Source organism: Streptomyces avidinii (assembly GCF_045161815.1).
Lineage (GTDB): Bacteria > Actinomycetota > Actinomycetes > Streptomycetales > Streptomycetaceae > Streptomyces > Streptomyces avidinii.
Map to the genome: position 1 here is coordinate 191,388 of NZ_CP108863.1, position 25,241 is coordinate 216,628.

At 72.3% G+C, this 25,241-nt stretch carries 16 protein-coding genes and 2 pseudogenes; 5 read left to right on the top strand and 13 right to left on the bottom strand.

What is annotated here, in order from left to right; genetic code table 11:
- Positions 1-2,005: 2,005 nt before the first annotated feature.
- Positions 2,006-2,740 (bottom strand): NAD-dependent epimerase/dehydratase family protein, encoded by a 735-nt coding sequence (locus OG373_RS00940; RefSeq protein WP_405435195.1) that lies wholly within the window; start codon positions 2,738-2,740, stop codon positions 2,006-2,008.
- The gene (locus OG373_RS00945) at positions 2,686-2,955 is read right to left on the bottom strand and encodes an NAD-dependent epimerase/dehydratase family protein (RefSeq protein ID WP_405435196.1); all 270 of its coding nucleotides are present in this window, start codon (positions 2,953-2,955) and stop codon (positions 2,686-2,688) included. The genes OG373_RS00940 and OG373_RS00945 overlap by 55 nt, the downstream gene beginning before the upstream one ends.
- A gap of 22 nt (positions 2,956-2,977) precedes the next feature.
- On the opposite strand from OG373_RS00945, the gene OG373_RS00950 reads away from it, so the two are divergent.
- Positions 2,978-3,754: an SDR family NAD(P)-dependent oxidoreductase gene (locus OG373_RS00950; RefSeq protein ID WP_405435197.1), complete on the top strand. Its 777-nt coding sequence runs from the start codon at positions 2,978-2,980 to the stop codon at positions 3,752-3,754.
- 748 nt (positions 3,755-4,502) lie between these two features.
- Positions 4,503-5,713, top strand: a protein-coding gene (locus OG373_RS00955; RefSeq protein ID WP_405435054.1) for an IS3 family transposase whose coding sequence is annotated in 2 segments (ribosomal slippage) — positions 4,503-4,794 and positions 4,794-5,713 — 1,212 coding nt in all. Because the reading frame shifts where the segments join, the coding sequence is not laid out codon by codon here.
- A 28-nt stretch (positions 5,714-5,741) separates the two neighbouring features.
- Here OG373_RS00955 and OG373_RS00960 read toward each other — a convergent pair.
- From OG373_RS00960 to OG373_RS00985, 6 genes and pseudogenes are all read right to left on the bottom strand, one after another.
- Positions 5,742-6,440, bottom strand: a pseudogene (locus tag OG373_RS00960) (ISAzo13 family transposase); the annotation flags it as partial.
- A 104-nt stretch (positions 6,441-6,544) separates the two neighbouring features.
- On the bottom strand, positions 6,545-7,180 hold the full coding sequence (locus OG373_RS00965; RefSeq protein WP_405435198.1) for a VOC family protein: 636 nt from the start codon (positions 7,178-7,180) through the stop codon (positions 6,545-6,547).
- 509 nt (positions 7,181-7,689) lie between these two features.
- Positions 7,690-8,097, bottom strand: a complete 408-nt coding sequence (locus OG373_RS00970) for a PPOX class F420-dependent oxidoreductase (RefSeq protein WP_405435199.1) — start codon at positions 8,095-8,097, stop codon at positions 7,690-7,692.
- A gap of 322 nt (positions 8,098-8,419) precedes the next feature.
- A complete protein-coding gene (locus OG373_RS00975) occupies positions 8,420-8,782 on the bottom strand; it encodes a DUF1330 domain-containing protein (protein ID WP_405435200.1) in 363 nt (120 codons plus the stop codon).
- Positions 8,783-9,056: 274 nt separating this feature from the next.
- Positions 9,057-9,314, bottom strand: a pseudogene (locus OG373_RS00980) (transposase); the annotation flags it as partial.
- Positions 9,311-9,565 (bottom strand): winged helix-turn-helix domain-containing protein, encoded by a 255-nt coding sequence (locus tag OG373_RS00985; RefSeq protein WP_405435201.1) that lies wholly within the window; start codon positions 9,563-9,565, stop codon positions 9,311-9,313. The gene OG373_RS00985 and the pseudogene OG373_RS00980, both read right to left, overlap by 4 nt.
- A 276-nt stretch (positions 9,566-9,841) precedes the next feature.
- On the opposite strand from OG373_RS00985, the gene OG373_RS00990 reads away from it, so the two are divergent.
- From OG373_RS00990 to OG373_RS01000, 3 genes are all read left to right on the top strand, one after another.
- Complete coding sequence (locus OG373_RS00990; protein WP_405435202.1) at positions 9,842-10,504, top strand: hypothetical protein; 663 nt, start codon at positions 9,842-9,844, stop codon at positions 10,502-10,504.
- An 806-nt stretch (positions 10,505-11,310) separates the two neighbouring features.
- Complete coding sequence (locus OG373_RS00995) at positions 11,311-12,084, top strand: RNA polymerase sigma factor (protein WP_405435203.1); 774 nt, start codon at positions 11,311-11,313, stop codon at positions 12,082-12,084.
- The gene (locus tag OG373_RS01000; protein WP_405435204.1) at positions 12,081-13,526 is read left to right on the top strand and encodes a M48 family metallopeptidase; all 1,446 of its coding nucleotides are present in this window, start codon (positions 12,081-12,083) and stop codon (positions 13,524-13,526) included. Before OG373_RS00995 ends, OG373_RS01000 begins: the two co-directional genes overlap by 4 nt.
- A gap of 135 nt (positions 13,527-13,661) precedes the next feature.
- Here the strand turns inward: OG373_RS01000 and OG373_RS01005 are convergent, their stop codons facing one another.
- The 5 genes from OG373_RS01005 to OG373_RS01025 all read right to left on the bottom strand — a co-directional run bounded on the left by OG373_RS01005 (position 13,662) and on the right by OG373_RS01025 (position 25,163).
- Positions 13,662-16,682: a condensation domain-containing protein gene (locus OG373_RS01005; RefSeq protein ID WP_405435205.1), complete on the bottom strand. Its 3,021-nt coding sequence runs from the start codon at positions 16,680-16,682 to the stop codon at positions 13,662-13,664.
- Positions 16,672-18,507 carry an amino acid adenylation domain-containing protein gene (locus tag OG373_RS01010; protein WP_405435206.1) on the bottom strand — a complete coding sequence of 612 codons (1,836 nt, stop codon included), beginning with the start codon at positions 18,505-18,507 and terminating at the stop codon, positions 16,672-16,674. Before OG373_RS01010 ends, OG373_RS01005 begins: the two co-directional genes overlap by 11 nt.
- A 1-nt stretch (position 18,508) precedes the next feature.
- A complete protein-coding gene (locus OG373_RS01015; RefSeq protein WP_405435207.1) occupies positions 18,509-20,437 on the bottom strand; it encodes a non-ribosomal peptide synthetase in 1,929 nt (642 codons plus the stop codon).
- On the bottom strand, positions 20,437-23,634 hold the full coding sequence (locus OG373_RS01020) for a non-ribosomal peptide synthetase (protein WP_405435208.1): 3,198 nt from the start codon (positions 23,632-23,634) through the stop codon (positions 20,437-20,439). Before OG373_RS01020 ends, OG373_RS01015 begins: the two co-directional genes overlap by 1 nt.
- A gap of 227 nt (positions 23,635-23,861) precedes the next feature.
- Complete coding sequence (locus OG373_RS01025) at positions 23,862-25,163, bottom strand: condensation domain-containing protein (protein ID WP_405435209.1); 1,302 nt, start codon at positions 25,161-25,163, stop codon at positions 23,862-23,864.
- Positions 25,164-25,241: the final 78 nt, after the last annotated feature.

The following is a 25,241-nucleotide window of genomic DNA, read 5'->3' on the forward strand; positions in this document are numbered from 1 at the left end:
ACGGGCCGACGGGGCCGGACATCGGGACGGGCGCGCCGACGGATGAGGGGACCGGCGCTCGGGCGGGCGCCGGCCCGGGTGGGGACGGGTCCGTGGGCGACGGGCATCGGGCCCGGACAACATGCCGGGCGCCCGACCGGACACCGGGACGGGTGCAGGGACGGCATCCGTCCCGGACATCGGGACGGGCGTGCCGACAGGTGTGGGGGACAGCCATCGGGCCCCGGAAATGGGGACGGGTCTGTGCGGGCGGGCGCCCGGCCCGGACAACATGCCGGGCGCCCGGCCGGACACCGGGACGGGGAACGGGACGGCATCCGTCCCGGACATCGGGACGGGCGCGCCGACGGATGCGGGGGCGGGCCTGCCGACGTGTGTGTGGGTGGGGAGGACAGTCATCGGGCCCGGACGTGGGGACGGGCGTCGCAGGACCCGGACGTCGAGCCGCGCGTCCCCCAGGCATCGGGACGGGTGTCGGGACCGCGTCCGGCCCGGACATCGGGACGGGCGTGTCGACGGATGCGGGGGGGCCGGCGTCGGGCCCGGACGTGGGAACGCCCGTCCCCCGGGCATCGGGACGCGTGGTGGGCCGGACACCTCCCCTCCCGCCAGCCGGCACTCACGCCCCGACCCCACACCCGGCACCAGGCGGCGGGACACCGGCCGTGGGGACGAGCCTCGGGCCCGAATGTCGCGCCGGACAGCGGGAGGGGTGTCGGGCCCGGACATCGGGACGGTGTCGGGACGGACAGCTCCCCCAGCGGCAGCCGGTGTTCGCTCCACAACCCGGCCAGGTACCAGGGGCGGGCGCGCCGAACACAGAAGTGCCCGGCCAGGGTGCGGGACCGGACCTCGGCCCGGACGCCGGCCCAGGCACGGCCCGGGCGCGGGCCGGACACCTCCCCTCCCCGCCACCCGGCGTTCACGCCAAAACCCGGCCCGGCACCAGAGCAGACGGGTACCGAACAAGGAAGTACCCGACCCGGAAGCCGGGCCGGGCATCGACCAAGGCCTGGGGCCGGGGGCGGAACGGACACGGGCCGGGCGTGTAGTCCGAGCGCGGGCCGGGCTGGGCCGGACCACTTACCCAGCAGCAGCCGGTGCTCGCGCCACAGCCCGGCCGTGCAGCAGGGAGCGGGCGCCGAACAGATAAGGTGCCCGACCCGGGCGGCGGGCCGCCTCTCGGTCCGGGTCCGGGCAACTCCTTACGACAAACGGTGTTCACGCCACGGCCCGGCCAGGTACCAGAGGGGCAGGCGCAGAACAGAGAAGCGCCCGGGCGGCCCTGCAGGCCCGGCAGCAGACCACGTTCACAGCAGAACCGCCCCCGCACCAGCGGGCCAGGGCACCGGCCCGGGGCGCGGGGCCGGCCGTCGGCCCGGAAGTCGAGCCGGGCATCGGACCGGGCACGAGAGCCCGGGCGAGGGCCGGATGTCGGCCCGGGCACGGGCCGGGCGCAGGCCGGACAACTCCCCCAACCACCGGCCGATGCTCACGCACAACGCGACCACCGCCCGGCACCACAGGCGGTCACCGAACCGCGGATCGTCCGGCCAGAGCGTCACGCCGCATGCCGGCCCGGGCACCGGCCCAGCTGCGGGACCAGGTGCAGGGCCCGGGTGCAAGGACCCGGGTGCAGGGCCCGGGTGCAAGGACCCGGGTGCAGGGGCCGGGTGGTGGGGGCCGGGTGGGGGCCGGGTGTGAGGCCGGACAACTCCCCCGGTACCGGCCGGGCTTCGCGCCGGAGCCCGGCCGGTACCGCAGGAGACGGGCACCGAACAGCAACGCGCCCGCCACGGCACAGGACCCCCTGCCGGGTCGGGAGTGGAGGCATCGGGCCCCGGCGACAAGCCGGGAAACTCCCCCGGAAACAGAAGGTGTTCACACACGACAGGACCACAGCCCGGCACCAGCGACGGGCACAGAACAGGTGAAGGCGCCCGGGCCCCGGTGGCCGGCCCCGGTGGCCGGCCCGGCGGACACCTCCCGCCCCGCCGGCCGGCGTTCACGCCACAACGGTGTCCCGGTACCAGGAGACACAGGCACCGAACGCCTCGGCGAACCGCGGCCCGGGCGAAGCCTCCAGCCCCGCCCACAACCGCCCGCTGTCGTACCAGTGATCCACCGCCAGCAGCCCCACCCGCCGCGCCAGCACCGCATCGATCCCCCCACCACCACCCAGCAACTCCAACGCCCCCGCCAGATCCACCTCCCCCACCGGCAACGGCAGACCCAGCCCCCCGGCCACCGCCTCCACCAGCTCCCGCACCGACACCGGCTCCGGATGCCCCGCGTGCAGCACCCCGCCCATCACCTCCCGCCGCACCGCCAGCTCCGCCAACGCCCCCGCCAGCGCATCCACCGAAACCAGCGAGACACGGGCACGCCCACCCTCCACCCAGTACGGCAACCGGCCCAACAACTCCACCAACCCCGGCACCACCCACCGATCACCCCGCCCGAACACCAGATGCGGCCGCAACACCGTCCCCCCGGCCGCCAGCACCAGCCGCTCCCCCTCAAGACGCGTCGCACTCGTCACCGACCCCGGCCGCTCCACGAGCTCACCCTCCACCACCCCCCGACGCACCCCCGCCCCGTACACCGCCGCCGTACCCAACTGCACCACCCGCCCCACCCCCGCCCGCCGCGCCTCCGCCAGCAGAGCCCGCGTCCCCTCCACATTCACCGCCCGCAACTCCTGCTCCGACCCCGTGATCCGCGACGCCAGATGCAACACCGTCCCCACCCCCTCACACACCCCCTCAACGAACCCGCCACCGCCAGATCCCCCCACACCTCCTCCACCCCCACCCGCACCCCCGCCCGATGCACCAACGCCCTCACCCCCACCCCCCGCCCCACCAGACACTCCACCACCGCAGAACCCACGAACCCCGCCGCCCCGGTCACCAACACCCCAGCACCACAACCACTGTTCATCACACACCCCATTCCACCGTGTTACCGTCACGCGATGACCGCCGGAACACACAACACACTCCTCGCAGGCAGATCCGCACTCATCACCGGCGCAAGCTCCGGCATCGGAGCAGCCGCCGCCCGCGTCTTCTGCCGCGAAGGCGCCGCAGTCACCCTCGTCGCCCGCCGCGAAAAACAACTCGCCGACCTCACCGACGAATTACGCACACAAGGCCACCACGCCCAATACGTCGTCGCCGACGTCACCCGGACCGAACAAATCGCCCACGCCGTCCAGAAAGCCATCACCACCTACGGCCACCTCGACACCGCCTTCAACAACGCAGGCACCGGCGCCACCCCCAAACCCATGCACCTCCTCGACGAAGACGCCTACGACACCGTCATGGACACCAACGTCCGCGGCATCTGGAACGCCATGCGCCACGAAATCCGCGCCATGCTCACCCATGGCGAAGGCACCATCGTCAACAACAGCAGCACCGCAGGCCTCGTCGCGACCCCCGTCACCGCCACCTACATCGCCTCCAAACACGCCGTCATCGGCCTCACCAAAGCCGCCGCCAACGAATACGCCCACCAAAACATCCGCGTCAACGCCATCGCCCCCGGCACCACCCGCACCGAAATGATCAACAACTGGCTCACCGAAAACCCCACCATCGAACAAACCCTCCTCGCCTCCGCACCCCTCCCCCGCATGGCCCACCCCACCGAAATCGCCGAAGCCGCCGCCTGGCTCTCCAGCAACCACGCCTCCTACATCATCGGCACCACCCTCACCATCGACGGCGGCTGGACCACCCGCTAACACCACCCACCCCACAAGCGACCACAAGCAACCACAACCACAAGCGACCACGACCAGACAGCGGCCAGGACGCACTCAGCAAACAGCTGGGACAGCAGCAGCACCAGCAGACCCCAAGCCCCGGCAGACACACCCGCCGTCATCCCACCCACCCGCATCCGGGACAGTTGGGGAAGCAAGTGGTGAGGCCCCGGACGGTGTTAGGGGCAGCAACCCCAGCCCGTACCCAAGACGGAAATGACGGAACCTACTGCCGTGTGGGAGCTACCGGCCGTCGAGCAACCACGGGTACTGACGCGAAAATACGGAGCGCGTCCGCCCTCGCAGCCGGGGGAACTCTGCGGGAGGCCCAGCAGCCCGGTGGTCGCAACCAGTCGGCTGCTCTGATCACGGATGCGGCAACGTCGGGGACGGAGTCTGTGGTCGAAGCGATGGTGAAGTCGTCGACTGCGGCCCGGCTGAGGATTCCGTCGAGTTCAACCGACCGGTCGAGATGCCATTGCAGTGCTTCGGGCGCGCCATCGTGGCGCCGGGTCAGGCGCCGGTGAATGACTGGCAGTTCAGCCCGCAGCCAACACACCGTGAGATCAACACCCATGGCATCGGCCAGTTGCTTCCGCTCGCTCTGTTGCTCGACCACGCCGCCGAGTACGAGACACGTCGCTCCTGCATCGAGGTAGGGCCTTGACCCCGGGTTTTGGACACCGGAGACACTTGGATCTTGATGGTCCAGGAGAACGGAGTCCCCGTGGGGATGAAGCACTACCCCGCCGAGTTCAAGGCGGACGCGGTCGCGCTGTACCGGTCGAGGCCCGGGGCGACGATCAAGTCCGTCGCCGCCGATCTCGGGGTGAACACCGAGACACTGCGGAACTGGATTCGGGCTGCCGACGGGCGCCGCCCGGGCGCCCACTCCTCAGCGCCGGCCGCTGCCCGGGATGGCGGTGACGACGTTCAGGCGGAGCTCGCCGCAGCCCGAAAGAGGATCCGCGAGCTCGAGGAAGAGCGCGACATCCTCCGCAAGGCAGCCCGGTATTTCGCGACGGAGACGCGCTGGTGAACCGCTGCCAGTTCGTTGAAGATCACCAGCGCCGTCACGGCGTGAAGCGGCTCTGCGACATCCTCGGCCTCTCCCGCTCGAGTTTCTACTACTGGCGCCGCACCGCGGCCGCGCGGATCGCTCGGCAGACCGCCGAGGCCGGGCTCGCAGCCCGGATATGCAAGGCCCACCAAGACTCCGACGGCACCTACGGAGCCCCCAGAATCACCGCCGAACTCCGTGACGAAGGCGGCCCGGCGGTCAACCACAAGCGCGTCGCGAGGATCATGCGGAACCTCGGGCTCGAGGGGGTCCGTCTGCGCCGTCGGCAGCGCACCACGCTCGCGGATCAGGCCGCGGCGAAGGCGCCGGATCTGATCGGCCGTGACTTCACCGCATCCGAGGTGAATACGAAGTACGTCGGCGACATCACGTATCTGCCGGTCAGCGGTTCGAAGCCGCTCTATCTCGCGACCGTCATCGACCTCGCCTCACGCCGTCTGGCCGGGTGGGCGATCGCAGATCACATGCGAACCGAGCTCGTCACCGATGCCCTGGCGGCCGCCGAACGGACCCGCGGGAGCCTGGCCGGAGCGGTGATGCACACCGACCACGGATCGCAATACACGAGCAGGGCCTTCGCTGAAATCTGCAGGTCAGCAGGGGTCAGGCAGAGCATGGGCGCGGTCGGCTCCAGCGCGGACAATGCCGCTGCGGAAAGCTTCAACGCCGCCTTCAAGAGGGAGACGCTCAAAGGCCGGAAGGCCTGGTCGAGCGAGCGCGAGGCCAGGCTCGACGCGTTCCGCTGGCTGACCCGATACAACACCCGACGCAGGCACTCCCGCCTCGGCCAGCGGTCCCCGATCGCCTACGAAAACGACCTCCGACCAACAGCAACTACCCTGGCCCAAGCCGCATAGACGTGTTCAACATCCGGGGTCAAGGCCCGATCCCGTACGGGATCGCCTTGCCGGGTCCCTGCCGGTCCAGGAAGTCATGGGTCTTGACCTGGGCGGGAGCTCCCTTCGGCTCCCACTCACGGCCCCTGTTCTTGTAGGGGCCGACCAGTTCCTTCTTCTTGGTGTCCACGCTGATCACCGGGTCGCCGGCGCCCATGTGTTCCTTGGCCCGGTCGTTGATGCAGTGGAACTGTGCATCCCGGTCGGGATGCTGGGCGCCCTCGAGGGTCTTGGCGTTGGCCTGGAGGCTGAATCCCTCCTCCCGCAGAAGGTCGGCGACGGTATCCGCCGAGACACGGTGGCCCTGCCTGGTGAGCTCGTCGGCGAGCCTGCGGGTGGACTTCGTCGTCCAGCGCAGCGGCGACATCGGATCCCCGCGCATGCCGGGCTCGACCAGCGCCAACAGCGCAGGCCGCAGTTCTGGATCCACCTCGGCCGCCCGCTTGCGCCCGCCACCTGGGCGGCGGACCCGGCCCAGCGGTTCCGCCCCGTCCTCCAACTCGTCCACGCCCTTGCGGACTGTGGTCTCGCTGACTTGGGCCGCCTGGGCGACCGCCCGGATCCCGCCGTGTCCCAGGATCCGGGCCTCAGCCCCCATCAGCAGACGGCGCTGCCGCTCGTCCAGATGTGGGAACAACACTGCGAACTTCAGGCCGAGTTGATCACGGACCTCGCCAGATATGCGCATACCACACCAACGAGTTGAACCGTGGGAAGCAACACCTTGATTCTCTGCGAGCCCTCAGCCAGGAGACACCAGCCGGCTGCTCCCGCGAGGCAGTCGGGCCCTGGTCAGATCGTGACCGGGCCGTGGGCGGTGGCGAACTCGACCGAGACCAGGCCCGGTTCCTCATCCTCGACCCAGGTGACGTCGATCTGGTCGAGGGGGTGGTCGGCCGGCTCCCCGAGGAATTCGGCGATGGAGGCGGCGTCGCCTGCGATGGAGACCCCGTGGATGGTGGTGGAGGTGCGCGGGTCGGCGCTCGGGCGCTCCTCAATGGGGACCGACCACTGAAGGAAGTAGGGCAGTTGCGGGTCCTCCAGCAGTTCCAGCACGCCGATCTGCTTCCACCTCAGGTCGAACCCGTCGGGGCGGACACGGTGGCCCTCGGCCGAGGTGCGGCCGAGGCGGGCCTCGACCGGGGCGATGTCGTCGACGGAGACCACCCAACCGAGCCAGCCGCCGCCCTCGGCGGCGCGGCGCGCGACCGCCTGGCCGAAGGGTGCGCGGTCGGCGGCGGGGTGGTCGAGTGTGGTGACGACCTCGACGTAGGTGCCGCCGCTCAGGGGGAGAATAAAATTGCGGGTGCCGAATCGCGGGTGCACGCCCCCGTCGACGAACCCGGCGCCGAGGGCCGATCCGATCCACTGGACGGTCGAGACGAAGCTGTCGCGGGCCACCGCATAGGACACATGGTCAAGTCGCACTCCGCCATCATCACCCGACAACCCGTACAAATCCCGACGCCACGCCCTCCGCCCCGGCCGCGTCCACGGTGGATTCAGCCGTGGAGCGGATCGATCATCGTCATCCCCGGCGCGGGAGGCCCGGTCGAAGTCAGGCAGCAGCGCTGCCGCCTCGTCGAGGCCCATGACCCGCCCGATCAGCCGCTGCGGGGCGAGCGCCACTGCCACAGCACTTCGATCCGGCATGCAGCACCATGCGCACCGCACTTCCAAGAGGCAGGCTCTAGGGAGCGGCCCGCCCGAGCACCACAGCCAAGCGGCCGAAACAGGCGGAACAGGCGGGGCAGTGCCAGCGGCCGGCAACGGCGCAGGGCCCGCAACCGGTAACCCCTCGACGCGGTCCCACCGCAAACCCCGACCGCTCCAAAGCCCTCCGGTCCCCGACCAAGAGACCCGCCCCGGGAACTCACCGAACACCACAACCAGACACCCGGAACGGCGGCAGTATCAGCGGGCGGCGGGGGTTCCGGTCACAGGGAACCGACGACCTTGCGGGGGGTGATACGCACGACGACACGTTCGCTGTCCTCGGCCGACGCCGGATTGAAATCGGCGTACTCCCTGCCCGTGTACTTCCGCGACAACGTGTCGATCAACTCCTGCCCACCCTCCGTCGTCAACCGCGCCGTCCCACGGATCTCCGCATACGTATACGGAGCGTCACCCGGATTCACCAGCACAGTGACACGAGGATCACGCCGCAGATTCCGCTCCTTACGACGCCCCACCGTCGTCGACACCAACAGATCATCGCCATCACGCCCCAACCACGTCACCGACACCTGCGGACTCCCATCAGGCTGGATCGTCGCAACCGACGCGAAAACCGGAGTGTCGTCAATGACCTTCCTCAGCTCCTCGGAGAGCACAACCGACACAGTCGCAATCCTTTCCCGGAGGGGGCGCCACCCTCATCGGTGAGCGGCAACAACACCATGCGGAAACCACCCCACACCCGGTAAACCGGAAAGCGCACGCCATCCACACCCCACCGACCACGGAACCACCCGAACAGTCCACCCAACCCCCACACGCCCAAACCAAAGCCCGGAACAAAGGACCACGGGACGAAGGCAAGGACCCCGCGACGGGACGGGGGCCGGGGACAGCGACGGACACCGGCCCGCGAGTACCGCCCATACGGAAGAAGACCCCCCGGAGCCAGACCAGGCCTCCCCACCGCAGCAGCCGGCTCCAGGACTACGCGGTCGACTGACCCGCTCGGCCGGCTTCCGTTCGCAACGTGCGGGCTCGCTCGGCCGGGTCGTAATTCGGACCGACGCCCTCGATCAGCAGCAAATCACCCTCCACGTGGTCTGTACGCAAACTCAGGATGGCCCGGTAAGCGGGAGAGTCGTACCAAGCACGAGCTTCGGCCAGGCCGGGAAACTCGATCAACACCATGCTGCCGGGCCACGCACCCTCTACGACTTCGACCGGCGGACCATGGATCACGAACCGACCGGCGAAAGGGTCCAGGGTCGCCTGGATACGCTCCAGGTATTCGAGGATGTCGGAGTGATTCCGGCGACTGCGGAGATGAGCGAAACCATAGGCGGACACCACAGGGCTCCCTTCGTTCCGGGGGTTTGAGCGACGACCAGAACGTAGCCGTGGGTGGCTCGGCAGCGCGATTACCTCCGAGGTCATCAGATCCCCGAGCACCATCGGGTTCACTCGGCGGTGACGTGGCGGACGTGCCGGCCGCCGAAGTATCCGCGTACGATGTGGGGTTGGCGTTGTCGGCGGTGGAAGAACCTGCGGGTTTCGGTGGCGCGAGCTCGGTCTGGTTTCTGGCCCGGTGGGTGTGGGGCAGGCTGCCTTTGAGGTCGGTGTTGACCAGCTCGTCCGGTTTCAGCTCGGGTGAGTGCGACGGCAGGAAGTGCAGTTCGACCTGGTCCTCGTGGTCGGCGAGCCAGGCCCGAACTGCCTTCGAGCGGTGGGCCGAGTGCCGGTCGACGTTCAGGCGCGCCTTGCGGCCGAACGGCCCGACGAGCCCGTCCGGGAAGCGACACATGACCTTCGCGTCGAAGGACTCGGTGAAGACCATGAAACGCATCCCGCCCTTCGTGCTGATCGCGGACATCGCGTTCACGGAGAACCGGTTCCCGGTGCGGCGGACGACCGGCGTCCGCCCCCGCTCGCCCAGGTGCGGCCGGTGACCTGGTCCGAGCGGATCCCGACCTGGTCGCCGAAGAGGACTTCGGCGCCTTCCGCCTTCGCCCTGGCCCGGATCGCCGGCCAGGTCTCCTCGGACCAGACGCGAACGGCCTCCGGGTCCTGTTCGACAGCCCGCTGGTCCGGCCGCCGGAAGGTCAGGCCCCACTGCCTGAGGTACTTGCCCACTCCAGGTTCGGTGAACCGGATCCGGTACAGCTTGAAGATCAGTTCACCGAGGCCGCGACCTCCGCCCGGTCCCGCCCCTCCACCGGCGCGGACACCGCCGGCAAACGCACAGCCCCTTGCGTGTCCGGCGACCACGTCCGCGCATCCCCCACCAGATCACTCGCACACAGCCAACGAGCCCGAGCCCAAAGCATTTCGGATCAATACAAGGACCGTGACGACCGGACGTGGGTTAATGGCACCTGCACGAAGAGCTGCTGAGATGAGGAAGCTGTCATGAGCACGGGAAGATGGCTGCGGGTCTGCCTACAGCGCTACGTCATGACCGCCGCTCTCGGCTGGGTGGCCGCGGCCCTGGTGCTGCCCGTTCTGGGCGACGATCCCTTCTGGGCGTCGTTCGGCGCGGGGCTGGGAGCGGGGCTGATCGTGGTGCCGCTCCTGACGGTCGTGACCATGTTCGTACTCGTCCTGCTGGCCGGTCGGCGGTTCGAGCCGCCGACCGGCGGTCCCTCGCGGATCCGGGGCGGCTGGCTGATCGTGCTGCCCCTGGTCCTGCTGCTGCCCGTGGCCCTGCTCGTGCCACTGCAGTACCTGATCGTGCTCGGCGCGCAGCTCGTGTACCTGGTGTGGGTGCTGCCCTGCCAGGACGCCCGCGACACGGCGGACGTGCTGCGCTCGCTCGCCGACCCGGCCGTCCCCGCGGAGCAGCGGGCCCGGATGGCACGCGCGGTCGCGGGACTGCAGGGCAGGCCGGTCGTCGAAGCCCTGGTACAGACCTCGGCCGACGCGGAGCCGGAGGTCGCCGAAGCGGGTCTGGAGACCCTCTGCACCATCTGGCGGCGCGACGGAGTCGTCGGCGAGGACCTGCTGCTGAAGCTCGACCCGCAGGCCCAGGACCGCGTCCGGGCCCTCGGCGTCAGGGTGCGGAGCCCTTGGTGAGAACGGCGGCGATCGGCCTCACATGACACGGGCCCGGCCCTCCCGAGACCACTCGGGAGGGCCGGGCCCCTTTTCTCTCCCCGGGGTCGAGGACACTGTCGGCCGCGGGGCTCCTCGGCCGCGGCGATTTCCAGCTCCTGGCCGTTCCAGTCCGTCATCGCCACTCCCCTTCCGCTGTGCGAGGCCGAGAGCCGGGGCTCCGGCCGGCCGTGTCGTCGTTCACCACGTCCACCGTTTTCCCGCACGCGAGGGGCGCGCCATCGGAGAGGGCCAGGCCACCCGGGATCCGGCCGGCCGGCTCCGCGACACGGTGCGACACGCGAGCCGCTCTTGAAGAGCCCCGCCTTCGCCCCGCCGTGCTCCTGCTCGGCATGACCCGTTCGACGGCCGACAGGGGCCGCGGTACGGGCCCACCGGTCTGCGTCGTCGGCCGCCGGGTTCCGAAAGTTTTTCGGTCGACGGGTAAACGCGCAGCCCTGCCACGGGTGTTCAGCAGTGTTTCAGTCGGCAGCGCATCTGCCGACGTTACGTGGTCGGCAGGGGACGTGGTCGGATATGTGGGAATCAGTGGTGTTTGCGGCACTGGCCGCTACGGTGAGAATCGCCGTCCAGGTGGTGGCCTGGCGCCGGGAGTTGGCCCGTGAACGTGAACGGGGCCGACTGGTGCTCGAAGCGCTGCGCCTGGCGGGTCACGGTGTCCAGGTGGAGGACCGCCGCTCGGACGGGGGCGTCCTGATCGTGCGGGGTGACGGCTTGGCCCCGTCGCCCGGCCGAGACGGCCATGAAGGGCAAGAAGGGGAGGCGCGATGAGTGGTGGGACGGGCAGTGTCCGGGCCGGTGCACATGAGCCCGCGCGGGAGGCCGGTGCGCATGAGCCCGCGCGGGAGGGTGGCACCGAGGCATCGGAGGGCGGACGTGCTCCGGCCGACTTCGACGCATTCTTCACGGCTCATCGTCCGGCCCTGCTGGCACGGGCGGTGATGCTGTGCGGCAACCGTCAGGACGCGGAGGACGCCGTCCAGGACGCCTTCCTCGCCGCGCTGGAGAACTGGGACCGGATCAACGGCTACGAGCAGCCGAACGCGTGGGTGAATCTGGTGATGCGGAGAAAACTGTGGCGCGTACTGCGGCTGCGCCTGAAGGCCAAGCGCGCGACGCTGGACGTGTCCCTGCCCCGCCAGGCGCTGCCGGACGAGACGGCGCAGGCCCGACGGGTGCTGACCGCAATGGCCGCGCTGCCGCCGCGCCAGCGGATGGTGCTGGTCATGTACAGCCTCTACGCCATGACCCACGAGGAGATCGCCGATGACCTGAACATCGCGCCCTCCACGGCACGAGGGAACCTCCGCAAGGGACGCGCCAACCTCCGGCGCATGCTCGGTCTCGACCCGGACGCCAATCCTCTGGGTGAGGTGCCGCTGGTGGGAACCGGTGGCCCCGCGCCCGGAGACCGGCTCGCCGCGGCCCTGAACGCCACCGACTCCTGGCTCTGCTCGGCGTTCGAGGAGGACGAACAGGCACAGCGGCAGGCCCGGGCGGATCTTGCCGGACGCCGGGGCCATGGCACGGGGCGCACGTGACAGGGGTGAAGCCGGCGGCGATCACGTCGCGTGCCCTGCTCGGCTGCGCCCTGCTGGCCGGGGTCCATCTGCTCGCCGTCGCCGTCCTGGCCACCCAACTCCTCCTGGTCATCGCCGTCCTGAGCGCGGAAACCTGGCAGATCGCCCTGCTGGGCTCCCTCACCGTGCTCCCCGTGTCCACTCTGGCCTACGGCCTGCTCGCCGGTACGTCCGCGGGCACGGCCGAAGGCCCCCGGATCGTGCTGACCCCGCAACAGCAGCCCGAACTGTGGGCTCTGACCGTGCGACTCGCCGATGAGCTGGGTACCGCCCCACCCTCGACGATCCGCCTGGCCGACACCGTCAACGCCTACGCCGGCGAGCGCGGCAGGCTTCTGGGGCTGATCGGGGGTCCCCGCACGCTGGACCTGGGGCTGCCCCTGCTTCTCGGCCTCACCGGGGACGAGCTGCGCGCCGTCGTGTGCCACGAACTGGGGCACTACGCGGGCCGGCACACGCGGCTGGCTGCCGTCAGCCATCGCGGCAGCGTCGCGCTGGAACGCACCGTCCGCTACCTGCAATTCCTGGAGACGGACCGGACCAGCGTCAAACCGCCGGTGCGGCTGCTCCTGAAGCTCACCAAGGCGTACAACGGTATGTATCTGCGCCAGACCCTGGCCGTACGGCGCACTCAGGAACTCGAAGCGGACGCCGCGGCGGCCCGGATCACCGGGGCACACGCCTTCGCGCAGGCCCTACGGACCGTGCACGTCCTGGCACCGTTCTGGGACGAGTTCACCGCGAACCGGGCCCGGCCGGAGGGACCGTCGGCGCCGGCGGCCGGGGAGGGCGGCGTCGGACCACTGGCCGGACTGATGCTGCCCGACGGTGTGTTCCGGGACTTCGCGGACCGACTCGCCCATCCGGTCGGTCGGCCCTTCGCCGACGGCATGGAGGCCCCGGCACCGAACCTCGTCCCGGAGGACGGGCTCGGCAGTCACCCGCCTCTGGAGATCCGCCTGGCGGCCCTGTGCCCCGACGGCGACCCGGACGACGCCCACCGGCCGACCTCGAGCACGCATCAGCCCGCAGCGGGTCTTCTGCGGGACCTCCCCGAGCTGGTCGAGGCCTTGCAGAACGCCATGCGCCCGGTCGGGGGCACGATCCCCGACGGGGACGGCACCACGGTGTCCATGGAACCGCCTCGGCGCGACAGGGCCTTCCTGCGGTTCCAGGTCAAGACGACACTGATCGGGATGGTCCTGGTCCTGGCGGCGAGTGCGTTCGTCCACACGGTCATCTCCCCGCCCCGCACCGATCCGCCACCTTTCTACCCACCGCCCACCACGGGGTACGTCCGGCCCGAGGTGTCGCCCCCGCCGCTGACCCTTCCGACGCCCGTGCTCCCGTCTCTCCCGCCGCCCGGCCGGCTCACCCCTCTGCCGCTCCTGCCGGTGAGGTAGTCGGCGGAAGCGACCGGCCGCGGCAGGCAGCGGCCGGGGGTGCCCACCGGCAGACTGCCCCCTCGTCGGGCGGTGGGGGCGGTGCGGGCGGCTGCGCCCGGAGCCTCCCGCGGGGTTCCGGGCGCAGGCGGCGTGTCAGTCGTTGTCGGGTGGTACGGCGCCGATCATCTCTGCCAGCACGGTCCGCCGGTCCTCTCCCGTGAGGGCGCGGAGAGGACGGGCCAGGCGGGCGCTGTCGTAGTGCCAGCGGTGATCGAGGTCCCGGGGAACCGCTTCGGTCGTACGGAAGTCCGCGCCGGTGCCGAGCAGTTCCGTGAGGTCCTGTGCCAGGTCGCGCCAGGACACGTGGCCGCTACACGCGTTGGCGACTCCGTGCACGGGCCGGTCCAGGCACTCGGCGACCGCACGGGCCAAGGCGGCCGCGTGCACCCAGGCGGCTCCGTACCAGGCGTGTCCGCCGGTACCGGGGCGCGGCAGGTCGATCGGTCGGCCCTGGCGGGCGGACTGGTAGAGCGTGCCGATGGCGCCCCAGCGCAGCTGTTCGCGCAACCGGTCGTGCGCGCCCCAGACGATCGGTGACCGCACTGCGCTCGCGCCCCCGCGTCCCTCGGTCCCCGCGGCGCGCAGCACCATGGCCTCGCAGTCGAGCTTGGCCCTCCCGTACGGGCTGACGGGCTCGTGGGGCGGCGACTCCTCGGCGACCCGGTCGGTGGCGGGGTGCCCGTAGGCATCGACGCTGCTGACGAAGACGAAGGGTCCGCGCCGCCAGGCGTCGACCATCGTCTCCATCGCCGCCAGGTCCACGTCGTGCCGGGTGAAGGTGCAGGCGGCGTGGACGACCGCGTCCGCCTGTGCGACGGCGTCCCGCAGCCCGGCGAGGTCGGAGAGGTCGCCCTCGATGACGTCGACGCCCTCGGTGGCGATCAGATGGGCGGACTCGGGACGGGCCAGCGCCAGCACGGGGCGGCCCCGGGCGGCGAGTTCCCGCACGACGAACGCGCCCACGCCGCCGGTCGCGCCGGTGACCAGCACCGTGCCCGGGCGGATGTCCCGGGAGCGGGGGGCCGGCTTGCTCACGGCCTTGGCGGCGCTCTGCCGTGCCGCCCGTTCGTCGAGGAGCGCGGTCAGCGCCCGGGGAGTACGGGCCTGGAGCACATCGAGGCCCGTGAGCGGCAGCCCGAGGTCGGTACGCAGCCGTTCGGCGAGCTGCACGGCTTTCAGGGAGTGGCCGCCGAGGGCGAAGAAGTCGTCGTCCGGGGACGGGATCACATCGAGCACGGCGGTGAAGGTCGCCTTGACCGCTTCGGCCCGGGGGCCGGACGGGGCGTTCGGCGTCGAGGGCCCGGGCAGCCGGGCGTGGTCGAGCGGCCCGGTTGCCGTGCGCGGGAGAGCGTCGAGCAGGGTGACCGTGGCGGGCAGGACCTCGGGCGCGAGCGACCGGCGCAGCAGGCCCAGCAGTTCGTGACCGGACGGGCCGATGCTGTCGTGCAGCACGGCATAGGCCACGGACGGCCCCTGCGCGGGCTGGACCACCGTGGCCTCGGCGACGCTCGGGTGGGCGCGCAGGGCCTGCGCGGCCGGGTGGCGGTCGCCTTCCGGCCGGGCACCGTCCCCGGGGTCGGGGCCGTCGTTCGGGCCGGGGAGGGGCAGCTTGCTCAGGGCGAGTTCCGGGTCGGCCGCGACCGCGTGGAGCAGGGCCGCGTAGTCCCGTACGGCCGCCTCCGCCACGGTGTCGTCCAGCGTGTTCGGGTCGTACTGGACGATCGCCCGGGGCTGTGCGGCGTCTCCCGGTACCAGGCCGTAGGACAGGGTGAACTTCGCGCCGTCGGAGGGGACGTCGACGTACTCGGCCGACGTACCCGGCAGCCGCAGCACCGTCGGTTCGCCGAGGACGTCGGAGGTGACGCGGACCAGTGCGGTGCCGTCGGCGCCGCGTGCCCCGGCGCCGAGGCGTTCGAGGACCAGGTCGAAGGGGATGTGCCGGTGGCTCTGGGCTTCGAGGAGCGCGTCGCTCACGCGTCGCAGCAGTTGGGCGAAGGACGGGTCGCCGGAGACGTCCACCCGTACGGGAAGGGTGTTGACGCACAGGCCGACCAGGCCGCGCATGGCGGTTCCGCTGCGGTGGGTGCCCGCCACGCCGATGACGAGGTCGTCGTCGCCGGTGAGGCGGTGCAGTGCGGCGAACGCCGCGGTGAGCGACACCGCGAAGAGCGTGGCCTGCCGCTGTGCACCCAGTGCCCGCAGTGCTTCGGGCACGGTGGGGGCGAGGGGTGCGCTGCGCGCGGCCCCGGGACGCACGGATGTGAGCGGCGCCGTCGGCGCGGGCAGGCGCGGTGGGGCGGCGTCGGCCAGCAGGTCGCTCCAGCGGTTCAGTTCCGCTTCGAAGCCGGGCAGGTCGTCGTGCTCGCGGCGCGCGTGGTCGGCGTACTGCGGCGCTGCGGCGAGGGGGTGCGGGCTCGTTCCGTCGGTGGCCGCCGTGTAGAGAACGGCGAGTTCGGTGGCCACCGTCTCCAGTGAGGCGCCGTCCATGGCGATGTGGTGGAACGTCAGCAGCAGGGTGTGGTCCTGCGGCCCGTGGCGCAGGACGAGCGCCCGTACGGCGTCGCCGGCCGCCAGGTCGAACGGCCGGGCCGTCTCGCGCCGCAGCAGCTCCGGTGCTTGCGTCGCGCCGGTGTCGACGACGTGTACGGGGACGGTCCGCGGCGTCGGGAGCACCTCCTGGCAGGGCTCGCCCCCGCGCTCCGTGTAGCGGGTGCGGAGGATGGCGTGCCGGGCCACGAGCCGGGTGAGGGCGGTGGCGAACGCGGCCACATCGAACGGACCGCGCACGCGGGTGGCGAACGGTACGTGGTAGGAATCGCCCGCGCCGCCGAGCCGCTCCATCAGCCACATGCGGCGCTGAGCGCGGGAGAGGGGGACGCTTCCGGCGCTCTCGGCCTGGGTGGCGGCGGTACCGGACGGGGCCGTGGCACCGGACGGAGCGGTGGTACCGGACCGGTCGGTGTCCTGCGGTGCGTGGCCGGCCTGACCGGCGCGCTCGCCGGCGGTGGGCTCGGCCGTCGCGCGGCGGACGGTTCCGGCACGGGCCCGGCGCAGCAGCTCCTGCTGGAGTTGCCGGCGGCTGTTGCGGGCGGCGGAGTCGGCGTCAGTGGACATCGCTGTACTCCGGGGTCTCGGGGTGGAGGTCTGCGTGGGCGGCCAGGAGGGCGCGTTCGACCAGCGCGGCCTGCGCGGCAACGGTCGGGGCGGCGAAGAATTCGGCGAGGGAGAGTTCTACGCCGAGTTCCTCGCGCAGGTCGTCGGTGACGGCGAGGGCCAGGAGGGAATGGCCGCCGAGGAGGAGGAACTCGTCGTCGGCGCGGGTGACCTCGTTGCCCAGTGCCTGGCTCCACACGTCGGCAACGGCCTGTTCCAGCGGTGTCATCCGTGCCGCCGGCTCGTCGGTGGGCCGGTTCTCGGCGGCGACCGCGCGTGCGGTGAGCGCGCGCCGGTCGACCTTGCCGGCCGGGGTGAGGGGAAGCCGCTCCAGCACGGTGACCGCGTCGGGAACCAGGTGGGCGGGCAGGACGGCGGTGAGCCGCTCGCGCAGCGCAGCGCCGTGAGGTACGGGGCCGGGCGCGGCCACGACGAACGCGACGAGGCGCGCCTCGGGGGTGCCTGCGCCGTCGACCGTGACGGCGGCGTCGTCCACGTCCGGCTGCTCGCGGAGGGCGTGTTCGACCTCGGCGGGTTCGATGCGGAAGCCGCGGACCTTCACCTGGTCGTCGTTGCGGCCGTGGAACTGGAGGGTGCCGTCGGGCCGGAGGGAGACGATGTCGCCCGTACGGTAGAGCCGCCGGCCCGCGGCGGGATGCTCGACGAACCGTTCGGCGGTGAGTGCGGGCAGGCCGGTGTAGCCGTGGGCGAGCCTGCTGCCGCCGATCCACAGTTCGCCCCGGTCGCCGTCGGCCACCGGGTGGCCGTCGGCGTCAAGGACGTGCACCGTGGCCCCGGAGATGGGCCTGCCGATCGGTATCGGCCCCTCGCAGTCCTGCCCGGTGACCCGGTGGGCGGTTGCGAAGGTGGTCGTCTCGGTCGGCCCGTAGCCGTTGACGAGCTCCAGCCAGGGGAAGGCGGTGAGCACTTCACGGGCCTGTGCGGCGGCCATCGCCTCGCCGCCCACGACGACCGAGCGCAGCTGGGCGAAGACGCGGGAGCGGCGTGCGGCGAGCTGGTGGAAGAGCGCCGTGGTGAAGAACGCCACCGTCACGCCGTGCCGCTCGACGTGCCGGGCCAGGTCCTCCAGGGAGGGCCGCTGCTCGGTGCAGACGACGACGGCGGCGCCGTTGGCGAGCGCGCCCCAGACTTCGAACGTCGAGGCGTCGAAGGTCATGGGCGAGTGGAACAGGACGCGGTCGCGGCCGGTGAGGGTGACGTAGTCGGGTGCGGTGACCAGCTCGGCAATGGCCCGGTGCGGCACGAGGACGCCCTTGGGGCGGCCGGTGGATCCGGAGGTGAACATGATGAACGCCGGGCTGTCCGGATCCGACTCGTCGACCGGCTGACCGTTCGTGAGCGGCTCCTCGGGCAGGGCGAGGACGGGGCCGGGGAGTGTGGCCGCGTCCAGCAGCTTCGCGTCGCCGACGGTGAGCGTCACCTCCGCGTCGGCGATCATCGCCTCGGTGCGCGGGCGGGGCTGGGCGGGATCGAGCGGCACGCACACGGCTCCGGCCAGCCACAGCCCGAGCTGCGCCACGACCGTGCGGGAGGATCGCGCCGTCAGGAGCGCGACCCGGTCGCCGCGCGCCACCTCGTGTTCGCGCAGGTGTGCCGCGAGGGCGCGGCCGGCCCGGAGGAGACGGCCGTACGTGAGGGTGGTGTCGCCGTCCACGACGGCGAGGGCGTCGGGGGTGAGTTCGGCGTGCCGCGCGACCAGTGCCGGCAGGGCGGTCGCGGGGACGGCGGACTGCGGAGTGGCGAGCTGCGGGGTGGCGGGTGTCATGTCAGGCTCCTTGCGGGCGCGGGGTCCGGCGCTGGTCGAGGAGGGCGGCGAAGGCGCGCAGATCGGTGCTGCGCAGCAGCTCGGGGGCGCGCAGGCGTACTCCGGCCTCGCGTTCGACGGTCGCCAGCAGCCGTGCGGCGACCACGGAGGTGCCGCCGGCGTCGGTGAAGTTGTCGCCGAGGCCGATGCCGGGACGGCCCAGGAGCTCGCGCACGGTGGTCAGTACGAGCCGCTCGGTGGCGGTGACGGTGACGGTGATGTCGGCGAGGCCGTCCGAGGTGGCCGTCCGGGGCGGTACGGGGTCCTGGGCCCGGGCCTGAACCGCCAGGGCGGTCCGGTCCACCTTGCCGTTCGCGTCGAGCGGGAAGCTGTCAACGATGCGTACGGCGGTGGGAACGGCCTGCTCGGGGAGCCAGGACCGGACCGCGGCGAGGAGATCCCCGGTCGCGGGTGCGGCGCCGTCGGCGGGCCGAACGTGTGCGACGAGGCGGCCGTGGCCCGAGCTGTCGCGCAGCACGGTGACGACGGCAGTGCGCACCCGGGGGTCCTGCTCGAAGGCGGCTTCCACCTCGACCGGTTCGATCCGCACCCCGCTGATCTTCACCTGGTCGTCGAGACGGCCGAGGAAGTCCAGGCTGTCGTCGGCGTTCATCCGTACCCGGTCGCCGGTGCGGTAGAGGCGGTCGATCGCGGGCAGCGCCGGTTCTCGGGGAGGCGAGGTGAACCGGAGTGCGGTGAGTTCGGGGTCAAGGTAGCCGAGCGCCAGGCAGTGGCCGCCGACGCGCAGTTCGCCCTCCTGCCCGCGGGCGACCGGGTGGCCCTCGTCGTCCGTGACGACGAGGGTGACGCCCGGCAGCGCGGTGCCGATGGGGGGCGGGGCCTGGTCTCCGGCCTCCGGGTCGGTGCCGCGCATCGTGTGCGTGGTGGTGACGACAGTGGCTTCGGCGGGGCCGTAGGCGTTGTGGACGGTGGCGGTGACGTCGGCGGCGGGGCGGCGGCGCATGCGGTCGCCGCCGACGACGAGGTGACGCAGCTTCAGGTCCTGCGGCCACGGCCGGTCCAGGAGCGGTTCGACGGTGGGGGTGGCCGCCACCGCGTGGGTGAGGGCGGTGTCGCGCCACCAGTCGGTGAGCAGGTGCGAATCCCAGCGGGTGTCGTCCGGGGCCGGGACGAGGGCGGCCCCCGAGGTCAGGGCGGCCCACAGTTCCAGCAGATGCGGGTCGAACGCGACACCGATGAGCAGGGACTGGCGGTCGCCCGGTGCGAGGCCGGTCTCGGCCCGGTACCAGTCGAGGGCGACGGAGAGCGAGGACTCGGCCACGGCGACCGCCTTGGGGCGGCCGGTGGAGCCGGAGGTGAGGACGGCGTACAGGGCGCCTCCCGGCGCACGCCGGGTGCCGCGGACCGCGTCGGCGAAGGCCGCCACCGCGGCGGAGGGGGCGTTGACACCGTCGGTGGGCAGCAGCAGCGGGAAGTGCGCTCCGCTGCGGTGTTCCCCGGGAAGGACACCGGGGTCGCCGATGAGACAGGCGACGTCGAGGTCCTCGGTGACGGCCTGGATGCGGCGTTCGCCGGGGCGGGGACCGAGCGGCAGGTAGACGGCGCCGAGCCGGGCGAGCGCGACGGCGGTCACCACCAGGGCGGTGGAACGGTCGAGGCAGACGCCGACCAGGTCACCGGGGTGGACGCGGTCGGCGAGGTCGGCGGCGACCAGGGCGGCCGCCGCGTCGAGGTCCTGGTACGTCCAGATCTGCGTGCCGTCGATCACCGCCGGAGCCTGCGGGGTACGCCGGGCCCAGTCCTCGAAGCGGGCGACCACACTGGTCGGTTCGGCGGAGGGGCCGTGGGCGACGCTCAGCGCGGAGCCGGTAACGAGGTGGGTCGTGCGGGGCACGGCGGGTATGGCGGGCGCGGTCGGGGACTGGGTCATCACGACTCCGTGGAAAGGGTGGTGGCGGCGAGGGCTTCGGCCTGGTCGGCGAGCACGGGGTTGCGGAAGAGCACCCTCAGCGGCGGGCGCGTGCCCAGCCGGGGCTCCAGCCAGGCGGCCAGCTCGGCGGCCAGCAGGGAATGGCCCCCGCTGTGGAAGAAGTGGGAGCGGGCGTCGAAACGGCTGTGACCGAGAACCTTGCGCCAGCCTTCGGTGAGCAGCGCCGTCAGCGGATCGTCGGAGACGGCGGACACGGCGGTGGCCGCCGGCCCGGGTTCGGAGCCGGTTCCGGGCTCGGTTCCGGGCTCGGAGCCGGTCGCGGCATCGGACGTCGCGGTGTCGTCGGGGTCGAGCGCCGCGGCCCTGCGGGACAGTGCCGTACGGTCGGGCTTGCCGCCGGCGAGCGTCGGCATGGTGTCCAGCCGTGCCCACCGGGCGGGCACGAGGGGGCCGGGCAGGCGGTGGCTCAGCTCGGCGTGCAGTGCCTTCTCGTCGAAGGCCGCGCCGTCGGCGCCTTCTTCGAGGAAGCCGACGAGCCGGGGCCCGCCGGGGTTCTCCCGGTCCAGTACGACGGCGCAGGACCGGCCGCCCAGTACCGCGGAGGCCGCCGCCTCGATCTCTTCCAGCTCGATGCGGTGACCGCGCAGCTTGATCTGGTTGTCGCGCCGCCCGAGGAAGTACAGCAGACCGTCCGTACCGCGGTAGCCGAGGTCGCCGGTGAGGTAGACGCGCTGCCCGTCGAGTGCGTCGAGGGTGACGAACCGGGCGGCCGTCGCCTCGTCGTTGCCCGCGTAGCCCTGGGCGAGACCGGGCCCGGCGACGGCGAGTTCACCGACCGCGCCGGACGGCAGCGGGCGGTGGTGGGCGTCCAGTACGTGGATCCGCTCGCCCGGGAGCTCGGTTCCCAGGGGGATTTCGGCGCCCTCGGCGAGGGCGTCGCGGGAGACCTCGTGGACGGTCGAGCTGATGGCGGCCTCCGTGACGCCGTACACGTTGAGCACGGTGGCGTCGGTGTCGGCGAGGACGCCGCGCAGTGCCTCCACGGGGAGACGCTCACCGCCGAGGACCAGCAGCCCGGGCGCCCAGCTCCCGTCGCGCAGCGCGGGACGCAGGTCCTCGCGGGTGGCGAGGAAGTAGCTGGTGGGCAGGTTGGCGACGGTGACCCGGGCGGACACCAGCAGTTCGGCGAGCTCCGCACCCGTGGGCACCTCGTACTCGGGCAGGACCAGGCACGCACCGGCGTGCAGGGCCGGCAGCACCTCTTCGAGCGCCACGTCGAAGGAGGGCTGGGCGAACATCAGGACCCGGTCCGAGGTGGTGAGGCCGAACCGGTCGGCGGCCGCCGTCAGATGGTGCACGAGCGCCGCGTGGCCGACGGCGACCGGCTTCGGCGTCCCGGTGGACCCGGAGGTGTGGATGACGTATGCGGTGCCGGGTAGTTCCGAGGTCCCGCGCGCGGGAGGCAGCACCGGGGCGTCGATCCGGGCGGTCGGCAGTGCTTCCGGCAGGGCCGGGGTGCCGTCACCGGTGAGTACCAGTGCCGGGGCGAGCCGCTCCAGCAGCAGACCGAGCCGGGCCGGCGGATCGGACGGGGACAGCGGGCAGTAGACGGCGCCGGTCCGCAGGCAGGCGAGCAGGGCGACGACCGAGTCGGTCCCCCTGGGCAGGACCACGGCCACCGGCCGGCCGGGCGTCACGCCGGCGGCGCGCAGTCGCCCGGCGAGCGAGGCGACGCGGTCGTCGAGTTCGCCGTAGGTGAGGCGGCGGGCGCCGCACAGCAGGGCCGGCTGCGACGGGTGGTGCGCGGCCACGGGATCCAGCGGATCGCGGTCGGCCGGCACGGGTACGGGCTCGGCGGCGGGCTCCACGACGGTCGGATCCAGGTCGGCCAGCGGAGTCTCGGGGCTGTCGAGATAGGCGCGCAGCAGGTTCAGGAAACGGCCGGAGAGCAGCCGGGCGACGTCCTCGCCGAACAGGTCCATGTCGTAGTCCCAGACCAGCGTCATGCCGGGCGAGCCGTGGCGCGGGGTGACGCCGCGCCGGTCGTCCGGGAGCAGGACCACGTCGAGGTCGAAGCGGGTGGTGCCGGTGTTGAAGCCCTCGAAGAGGGTGATGTCGAGGCCGGGCACGTCGATCTCGGGCAGCGGTGCGTCGTGGGCGCTGAACATGACGGAGAAGAGCGGGTTGTCGGCGCCGGAGGTGTGCATGCCGAGCGCCCGGGTCAGCTCCTGGACCGGCACGTCCTGGTGCGGCAGGGCCCGGATGAGGGTGTCGGTGACCTCGTCCATGGTGTCCTGGGCGGGGGCGGCGCCGTCCAGGGCGAGCGGCAGCGCGATGGTGTTGACGAACATGCCCGCGGCGTCCTCGTAGCCGAGGGGCCGGTTGCCGACGGCGGTGCCGATGACCATGCGGGAGCGGCCGCTGTGCCGGCGCAGGAGTTCCGCGAACAGCCCGAGGAGCGTGGAGAAGGGGGTGAGGCCGCGTGCACGGGCGTGCCCGCGCAGGCGTTCGGCGAGATCGGCGCCGATCGTCTGGCGCAGCTGTCCGCCGTGGTGGTTGCGGCGGGCACCGGGGCGGGTCAGGCCCGGCAGCGGCAGGTCGTGCTGCTGGTCGCGCAGTGCGGCCCGCCAGAAGTCGAGAGATTCGGGGGCGTACGCGGCGCCGACCCGGTCCCGGACGTGGTCCGCGTAGGACGAGGCGGGCGGGAGTTCCAGGGTCTCGCCGAGGACGTGGGCGCGGTAGACGCGGAAGACGTCGTCGAGCAGGATCGCGAAGGAGTGCCCGTCGTGGATCAGGTGGTGCTCGACGTGGATCAGCCGGTGGTGGCGTTCGGCCAGTCGTACGAGCGTCCAGCGGATCAGCGGTGCCTCGAAGGTGTCGAGCGGTGTCTCGGCCTCGGCGCGCAGGAGGCGGGCGAAGGCCGCCTCGGGGTTCTCCCCCGTGCTGAGGTCGACCGTGCGCAGCCTCGGCGCGCACTGCTGGGCGACCCGCTGCGCCGGTACGGACCCGCTGGAGGCGACGAGTTCGAGGCGCAGACCGGGGTGGCGGGCCAAGGTGGCGTCGAGTCCCCGGCTCAGGGCCTCGGTGTCGAGGGTGCCCCACAGGTCGAGTGAGGCGGTGAAGTTGTAGGCGCGACTGCCGGGCTGCATCTGCTCGTGCAGCCAGACGATCTCCTGCGAGGAGGAGAGGGGAAGCATGGGCGATCCCTGAGGTTGTCGGGTCGGTATCCGGTGCCGGTCACGGTTGTGTCCGGTCGTCGTGCGGACGGCTTCGCGGGTCGCGCGGTGCCGCTTTCTGCGTGGGGGGATGCCATGGGGGGAGTCTTGGGGTGCGCGGCGGCGTGGGATGCGCTGCGGCGGCGGGCGGTGCGGGGGTATGCGTGGGCGCCGGTGTGCGGTGGCCGCGGGTCGATGGGGCGGCGGCGTCACTGCACGGGGTGTTCCGAGGGGCGCAGCGCGTGGGTGAGCGTGTGGGTGAGTGCGCCGAACGCCCGGTGCGCGGTCTCGTCGTCGAGTACCGCCCGGTCCCACACCATCCGCAGGCGGATCTCCGCTCCCTGGGTGACGGAGACGGCGAAGGGTCCGCGGACCGGTCTGCCGTCGACGTGGACCTCCCGTCCCTCGACACCGTCGAGTACCAGGGGCGGGCGGCGGCTGTCGTCGTCCACGGTGAGCAGTCCGTCGAGGCCTCCGGTCCAGCTCGAGCCGGCGGCCCGCGCAGCGGTCACGACCGCGTCGAACGGTATGTCGGCCCGGTCGAGGTCGTCCCACCATGCGTCGGCCGTCGCCTCCGGGCCGGATCCGGGGCCGGTGTCGGCAGGGAAGACGAGGGTGTTGAGGAAGCAGCCCACGACCGGCTCCGCTCCTGCGGGACGCCCTCCCCACGGGTAGCCGAGCGGGACCGCGAGGCCGGGGCCGTACAGCTCTCGTACCGCGGAGCGGCAGGCGTCGAGCAGTCCGGGGAAGGACACGCCGCCGTCGTGCGCGGGCAGCCGGGCCTGCGCGGCGCCACTGGGCCATGCGCCGTCGGGCACGCGTACCGGACGGGGCGCCGGGGCGTGGGCGTGCAGGGAGCGCAGCCGGTCCGCCCAGTAGGCGGCCGCTTCGGGCGTCTCGGCCCTTTCCTCGGCGGCGAGTTGGCGCAGGACCGCGTCCCGGTAGGCGGTGAGTTCGGCTTCCGTCTCCCCCGGTGCGGCGTGGGATCCGGCGGCCTCCTCGCTGTAGGCGGCGCCGAGTTCGTCGACGATCCGCGCCAGCGAACGGCCGTCGCAGACGGCGTGGTCCAGGACGACGGCGAGGATGTCCTCCTCCCGCTCCTCGTCGCGCACGAGGAAGAGCCGCACGGGGGGACCCTGCGCATCCCAGGAGTCGACCGCGCGACGGAGCGCGTCGGCGGGCGACTCCCCCGGTACGAGGGGCGGCCGTGTGACGTCGACGTCCGGATCGGCGACGCGCAGAACGGGGGTGCCGCGGATGACGGCGGGTCGTGAGCGCAGGGCGGTGTGCCGGGCGGCGAGCCCGGTCGCCGCTGCCCGCAGGCGTTCGGGGTCGATGGTTCCGTACGGGAACGCGAAGAACATCGGCACCACGTCGGGGCGTCCCGACGGGTCCAGCGAACGCACCAGCAGGAAGCGGCGCTGTGCTCCGGTGACCGGGAGCAGGACGTCGGGCCGGTCACCGGTGAGGCGCCGGTAGCGGGCCAGGTACTGACTCGTGATGCTGAGCACGTGGTCCTCCTTGTCGTGGCCGCAGTCGCGCGGAACGGTGTGGCGGCGGGCAGGCCTGGGGGCGCCCCTTCGCCCTGC